At 40.3% G+C, this 6,858-nt stretch carries 7 protein-coding genes; 2 read left to right on the top strand and 5 right to left on the bottom strand.

Features of this window, described 5'->3' with window-relative positions:
* Window positions 1–138: 138 nt before the first annotated feature.
* From CXF78_RS06600 to nrfA, 4 genes are all read right to left on the bottom strand, one after another.
* The gene (locus CXF78_RS06600) at window positions 139–468 is read right to left on the bottom strand and encodes a hypothetical protein (protein ID WP_086019736.1); all 330 of its coding nucleotides are present in this window, start codon (window positions 466–468) and stop codon (window positions 139–141) included.
* A 151-nt stretch (window positions 469–619) separates the two neighbouring features.
* Window positions 620–1,870, bottom strand: a complete 1,251-nt coding sequence (locus CXF78_RS06595; RefSeq protein WP_102036325.1) for an ammonium transporter — start codon at window positions 1,868–1,870, stop codon at window positions 620–622.
* 10 nt (window positions 1,871–1,880) lie between these two features.
* Window positions 1,881–2,219, bottom strand: coding sequence for a P-II family nitrogen regulator (gene glnK, locus CXF78_RS06590; RefSeq protein WP_011636110.1), 339 nt, complete (start codon window positions 2,217–2,219; stop codon window positions 1,881–1,883).
* 336 nt (window positions 2,220–2,555) lie between these two features.
* A complete protein-coding gene (nrfA, locus tag CXF78_RS06585) occupies window positions 2,556–3,947 on the bottom strand; it encodes an ammonia-forming nitrite reductase cytochrome c552 subunit (protein ID WP_180957070.1) in 1,392 nt (463 codons plus the stop codon).
* Window positions 3,948–4,230: 283 nt separating this feature from the next.
* Here nrfA and narQ point away from each other — a divergent pair, with 283 nt between their 5' ends.
* Window positions 4,231–5,946, top strand: coding sequence for a nitrate/nitrite two-component system sensor histidine kinase NarQ (narQ, locus tag CXF78_RS06580; RefSeq protein WP_011636108.1), 1,716 nt, complete (start codon window positions 4,231–4,233; stop codon window positions 5,944–5,946).
* Window positions 5,939–6,568, top strand: a complete 630-nt coding sequence (locus tag CXF78_RS06575) for a response regulator (protein WP_011636107.1) — start codon at window positions 5,939–5,941, stop codon at window positions 6,566–6,568. The genes narQ and CXF78_RS06575 overlap by 8 nt, the downstream gene beginning before the upstream one ends.
* Before the next feature lie 90 nt (window positions 6,569–6,658).
* On the opposite strand, the gene CXF78_RS06570 is transcribed toward CXF78_RS06575, so the two are convergent.
* Window positions 6,659–6,858, bottom strand: a 200-nt coding sequence (locus CXF78_RS06570) for a YacL family protein (protein ID WP_180957069.1), incomplete at its 5' end; no start/stop codon positions are given.

The raw sequence follows: 6,858 nt of genomic DNA, 5'->3' as shown, positions 1-6,858 counted from the left end.
AGGGGATTAATCTCTGTCTTTTTTGAGTGATGAGTTAACATTATTCAGCCCTCAGATAGGAATACGCTATCTAAAAGCATAGTCAATAGTTACCCATTAGGCCAAAACTACAACGGTAAGGTTGTAACGACTTATTTGCTACTGAGGTGGATTATCACTAACTGGAGGATCTATTTGGATAAAAAGTTGTCTGTCTTGATATTCATAGGGACGATAAAATTGATGGCCACAGCTAAAATAATCAAATGGTGACGTCACGGCTAAGCAACCGATAGGCAATGATTGTAAAATCGTTATCTGCTGTTGCTGCCTTAACAACTCTTGCCATTGGTGCTGTTGTAATACAAGATCGCGTACAGCAAAAGCATCAAAAGGCGTTGATGACTGGCGCACCACAACGGTGCCAGCATGGCTCGTCGCACTCAATAACAAAGATCCCATTAATAAATTTATCAGTGCTGGTTTCATCATTACCTCGTCACAAATTTCATCTTATAGTGTATACCGTTAAGCTAGCACATCCTTCATTATTTACCTCAAGTAAGTCGATAATAATGTTATTAATCCATAAAAAAACAGAACCTAAAGGTTCTGTTTTCAATGTTAGCTAATTAACTCATTAACCCGCGGTTTTAACACTCACAAACTCAGGGTAAGCATCTACTCCACAGTCAGAAGCATCCATACCGTTGTACTCTTCTTCTTCGGTCACACGGATACCCATAGTCATTTTTAATACAAACCATACCAATAACGATGTGGTAAATACCCAAATGAAGATTACTGCTGCACCGTATAACTGACTACCAAAACTAGCATCAGCATTTGATAATGGCACTAACATTAGTCCAAGGAACCCTGCAACACCGTGCACTGAAATGGCACCTACTGGGTCATCAATTTTAATTCGGTCAAATGCAATCACAGAGAAGATAACCACAGCACCAGCAACCAAACCAATCACACCGGCCATTAACAACGAAGGCGATAAAGGATCAGCAGTAATCGCGACTAACCCCGCTAACGCACCGTTTAAAATCATGGTTAAATCCGCTTTACCCCAAACAACTTTACACACAATAAGCGCTGAGATTGCCCCAAATGCGGCGGCAGAGTTAGTGTTTACAAAGATTTTAGCGACAGCACTGGCGTTTTCAGCATCAGAAACCAACAGTTGTGAACCACCGTTGAAGCCAAACCAACCCATCCATAAAATGAACATACCTAAGGTAGCCATTGGTAAGTTAGACCCAGGAATAGGATGAACTTGGCCATTTTCACCATATTTACCTTTACGAGCACCAAGAAGCAGCACACCAGATATTGCAGCAGCAGCACCAGCCATGTGTACAATGCCACTACCAGCAAAGTCAACAAAACCAGCTTCAGAGAGGAATCCGCCGCCCCAAGTCCAGTAGCCTTCAATAGGATAAATGACAGCGGTCATTACTACTGAAAAAGCTAAGAAAGACCATAACTTCATTCGCTCAGCCACAGCACCAGATACTATCGACATTGCCGTAGCAACAAACACGACTTGGAAGAAAAAGTCTGATTCCAAAGCATGGTCTGCACCATCAGCTTGCGAACCGATTAACGAACCAAAAGAAGGGATGAAACCACCTTCAACATTATCGACATACATAATGTTGTAACCGACAAGCAAAAACATGACACATGCAATTGAGTATAAACACACGTTTTTGGTTAAAATTTCAGTGGTGTTTTTTGAGCGAACTAAGCCAGCTTCTAACATGGCAAAACCAGCTGCCATCCACATGACTAACGCACCTGAAATGAGGAAATAGAACGTATCTAATGCAAAACGTAGTTCAGTTACCGTCAGGCCTAATTGAGTTAATTCTTCCATGCCAGCCTCCTTATAATGCTTCGTTATCAAGTTCACCCGTACGGATACGGATAGCTTGTTCTAAATCAGTCACAAAAATTTTTCCATCACCTATTTTGCCGGTATGTGCCGCACTGGTAATCGCTTCAATAAGCATGTCCAAATTTTCATCTTTGGTGGCAATTTCTAATTTTACTTTAGGAAGAAAGTCCACTTGATACTCAGCCCCACGATAAAGTTCAGTGTGACCTTTCTGACGTCCAAAGCCTTTTACCTCAGTAACAGTCATACCTTCAATGCCCATGCCTGCAATGGCTTCACGGACATCATCCAATTTAAATGGCTTAATGATAGCGCTGACGAGTTTCATCCCGACCTCCAAAAGTGTGAAAAAATGTAGTTGTTATTAATTTGTTGAATGAGTTAATTCAATCATTAGGCCACTTTCTCAATACACTGTTATATATGGGTTTTATTTTAACCACCCTTTTATTCATTAACATTAAGGCACCAATCGAGTGCACGAGAAACATGGGTGCATCGTTTTGGTGCAGTAAATCATCTACCTTTTATGTTACCTAGTAGCCAAAAGTTACGTCACTATTTCTGTATAACGCACATAAAAAAAACAGCCCTCAAATGAGGGCTGTTTGTTAGATTTTTCAGGTTTACACCTGAGGAGAGTTTTTATGCGACTAAGTACAACTTATTTGTAAGTCGCTTCACGCTTTTTAGCTTCTTCTTTCCACTTAGGTACAAGTGTTTTCTTAAACTCAGCTTTTTCAGCATTCATGGTTTTCATGTTCATGCCTAAAGCGGCTTGTGCTTTTGCTTTAGATGAAGTGTCAGGATATGCAATTGGTTGCTTAACACCCTTAGCACCTAATAGCTGAGCCAATTTAACACGGGCATCAGCAGCTTTATCCAATGAAGTTCCTAGAATACGTAATACTTCAGCAGGAGCATGTGATGATGCACCATGAGATGCAGTCGCATAATCCCAACGCCATTGTGAGTGACGAATATCCATTAAGATTGGCTTCATTTCAACTTCAGTTGCGCCAGCATCCCACGCAGCTTTAGCTTCAAAGTGAGCTTTAACTAATTGAGTTTCAACACGTGCTTTTAAGTCTTGTGCTTTCTGCTTGCTTTCATCAACTAGGTTAACCATAAACTCTTTGCTTTGGCTGTGACAAGTTGCACAGGTTTCTTCAAAGCGATCAAACGGGTTACCCACTTTATGGTCAGTAAATTTACGGCCTTTGTCGTTAGTCACTTTAGGCATATGACAATCAACACAGCTCACGTTATTTTGACCGTGAACACCCAACTTCCAAGTTTCATAACCAGGGTGTTGTGCTTTTAGCATAGGTGTTTTAGACACTGCATGAGTCCAATCAGAGAACTCCATGCTGTCGTAATACACTTCCATTTGCTCAACAGTGGTACCCATATCCCAAGGGAATTTAACAAAACCAGGACGTTCTGCTGTTTTCTCGAAATAGTATTCAACGTGACATTGAGCACACACCATTGACTGCTTGTCTTTACGAGAAGCTTTATCAAATGGAGTATTCAATGTTGTCATGGCGCGTTCAGCAAACGGACGTGACATACGTAACTTAGATGAGCCTTTTTCATGACAATCGGCACAACCAAGAACATTAACGATTTCTGGTCCGCCTTTAGCCCACTTACCGCTAAAGTAACCATCTTCACCTTGCTCTTCAATCACGCGAGGTACATCAGGGCTTTTACAGCTCCAACATGCCATAGGCATTGGACCGTCTTCAGCATTTTTTGGTGCACCAGTACGCAATGTATTCGTTACGTCAGTTACCGCATACATATGACCACGTGGAGCATTGTAATCTTTAGCAAAACCGTAACCAGCCCATAAAACAACTAGGCTAGGTACTTTTTCTAACATATCGACAACTTCTTTGCTTTCATCAGTAGCATGCCAGCTGTCGTACTGTTTTGAGAATTTATCCTTATAAACTTCATTACGAGGTTCGGTTTTCTCACTCGCCATTGCGCCAGCGGCTAAAAAACTGGTTGCAATCACTGCACTCAGTGCAATTGATTTTACATTCATCTTCATCACCCTTTATCTCCGTGTTACATTATATTTAATTTAATAATCACGACATCTCCATCGTCAAAGTTAGCGATTTAACACCGCTTTAAATATACCCCTTATGGGGTATAGCGATGAAAGTTTGCGCCAGATCAACATGTAAACAGGATGTATCTCACAGTTTTGTAAACTTGTTAATGTTATCAACACATACCTAATGTAGAACACACTATTGGACATCATATAAAACAGTACTTTTGACTTATTTTTAATCACTAATCGATATCAACTGCAGGATCTTATGTTTACTCGTGGCAGCCTTACTTCCACCATTTTAAGTTTAATGCTCATTCTAATTTTGTTGTCATCAAGCTTAGCGGTATTTTCTATCGTCAATTTAACCTTCAGCTTAGGCGATGCCAAAGGCATCAACGCCTCTGGTTCACTGCGGATGCAAAGTTATAGATTGTTGCTGTATACCAATGCCGGTAGTAACAATACCGATAAAAAAATTATTGAATTCGAAAATACACTTAATTCAGAAGCGCTTAAACGTTCTCTTCAATGGTACAGCCCCAAAGAGTTGCGCGACCAATATTTATTGGTTATCGACAAATGGCAAGTGATGAGAGTGTATATTGGAGAAGGGAATACGCGACTGTACTCAGCCTCGTTAACTGATTTTGTCGACACCATTGATACCTTGGTATTAAAGATGGAATTGTTCGCGGCCTTTAAGCTAAAACTATTGGTTATTGGACAGATTATCGGTTTATCAATTTTACTTGTTATCGCCTTCTTTGCCGTAGTATTCACACGTAAACGAGTTGTTAAACCATTACAATTATTGATGGATAGTGCAGCAACAATCTCCAAAGGTAATTTCAAAGTTGAAATGCCTAAAACGGGTTATATTGAACTGACCGCTCTGGGTAATGCATTGCAAAAAACAGCAGCAGAATTAGCCAATTTATATGAAGATTTAGAAAACCAAGTAAACGAAAAAACCTTGGCATTAACACGAGCAAACAACGAGCTAAAATTTTTATACGACAACCTAGTTATGTTACATGCTGATAAACTCGACTATAAAGCACTGCAATCTGCAATCAATCAGCTGAAATATTATGAAGACTTAACCTTTCTTCGATTAGTTGTTGAGCATGAGGATGGCTCTAAAGACGTCATTAAGGCTGAAGGCGGTTGGCCTGACGATTTATCCACTGAATCGGTACAGTTTCCGCTATTGATAGAAATGACTCAAATGGGCTATTTAGAAGTAATATCCAATAAGCCATTGAATAAACAATTGTTTGAAAACTTTGCCATGATGTTAACCCGTTCTATTACCATCCATAATGCCTCGGAACAACGTCAACAGCTGGCGTTACTGGAAGAGCGTGCCGTCATCGCTAGAGAATTACATGATTCAATTGGGCAGTTATTATCCTTTCTAAAAATTCAAGTCAGTTTATTACGTAAAAGCCTTGATCACAGTTGCCGTAGTCCTGAAGTGGAAGGTCAATTGACCGAGATCAATGAAGGTGTCAGCACTGCTTATGTACAATTACGTGAACTGTTATCTACATTTAGATTAACCATAAAAGAGCCTAATTTAAGTCAAGCTATCGAAGTCATGTTGGATCAATTACGTCATCAAACCAATATCGATATCCAATTAAACTACAAACTTTCAGCACATTTACTGGAAGCTAAACAACACATTCATATTTTACAATTAATTCGTGAAGCGACAATAAATGCAATTAAACACGCTAACCCTGCCCATATAGTGGTAAATTGTCAGTTAACTGGCAATGGCATGATTACTATTTCAATTTGTGATGATGGCATTGGTGTGACACATATAGCTGAACGAGACCAACATTTCGGCATTGGCATCATGCATGAGCGTGCCAACAAACTTAATGGTACCGTCTCTTTCAATAGTAATCACCTCGGCGGCACTACAGTAACGCTGAGTTTTCCACCTCAACAGGAGCCTTTAAATGGGTAAGCCGTATTCCGTACTTGTTGTCGATGATCATCCATTATTACGTCGTGGTATTTGCCAATTAATCACCTCCGACGGTGACTTTTCGCTTTTTGGTGAAACGGGCACGGGACTAGAAGCTCTTACCGCGGTAGCCGAAGATGAACCCGATATTATTCTGCTCGATTTGAATATGAAAGGCATGTCTGGGCTTGATACTCTTAACGCTATGCGTCAAGAGGGAGTAACAGCAAGAATTGTGATTTTAACCGTTTCAGACGCTAAACAAGATGTCGTTAGACTACTGCGTGCTGGTGCTGACGGCTATTTACTCAAAGACACTGAGCCTGATCTATTGTTAGAACAACTCAAAAAAGCCATGCTGGGTCACCGAGTGATTAGTGATGAAGTAGAAGCTTATCTTTATGAGTTGAAAAACACGATTGACGACAACAGCTGGATAGAGAATTTAACCCCGCGTGAATTGCAAATATTGCAAGAGCTAGCTGAAGGCAAAAGTAATCGAATGATCGCCGAAGATTTACACATCAGCGAAGGCACTGTTAAAGTTCATGTGAAGAATTTACTGCGTAAAGCAAATGCTAAATCTCGCACTGAAATGGCGGTACGCTACCTTAACAATTAGCCCCACGCAAAAGTTCAAACCACACTTAACAACAAGGCCACATAAACGTGGTTTTGTTGTTATGTAACTCCCGCTAGAAATAAGAAATGGCTATTTATCGTTAATAAATGCTAACCAGCTTTGCAGCACCGACTCAAAGTCTTCTAGTCCACAATAAGACTCAGATTCCGCATCATAGAGGCTCATAGAGTCTTCTAATAAATGTTCTTCCTCTGAGTCAATCACGCTGGCAAACACTCTCACTTGCTCAGAGTCGATATCGATGGTTAAATCTCCACCAACATCACGCA

This window comes from Shewanella sp. 11B5 (assembly GCF_002836795.1).
GTDB classification, from domain to species: domain Bacteria; phylum Pseudomonadota; class Gammaproteobacteria; order Enterobacterales; family Shewanellaceae; genus Shewanella; species Shewanella frigidimarina.
This window is presented reverse-complemented; position numbering and strand designations above follow the sequence as displayed.

Excerpts from the sequence above, each read along its gene's own strand:
- CXF78_RS06600 (WP_086019736.1), bottom strand. The coding sequence starts at position 468 with ATGAAACCAGCACTGATAAATTTATTAATGGGATCTTTGTTATTGAGT.
- CXF78_RS06595 (WP_102036325.1), bottom strand. The coding sequence starts at position 1,870 with ATGGAAGAATTAACTCAATTAGGCCTGACGGTAACTGAACTACGTTTT.
- glnK (WP_011636110.1), bottom strand. The coding sequence starts at position 2,219 with ATGAAACTCGTCAGCGCTATCATTAAGCCATTTAAATTGGATGATGTC.
- nrfA (WP_180957070.1), bottom strand. The coding sequence starts at position 3,947 with ATGAATGTAAAATCAATTGCACTGAGTGCAGTGATTGCAACCAGTTTT.
- narQ (WP_011636108.1), top strand. The coding sequence starts at position 4,231 with ATGTTTACTCGTGGCAGCCTTACTTCCACCATTTTAAGTTTAATGCTC.
- CXF78_RS06575 (WP_011636107.1), top strand. The coding sequence starts at position 5,939 with ATGGGTAAGCCGTATTCCGTACTTGTTGTCGATGATCATCCATTATTA.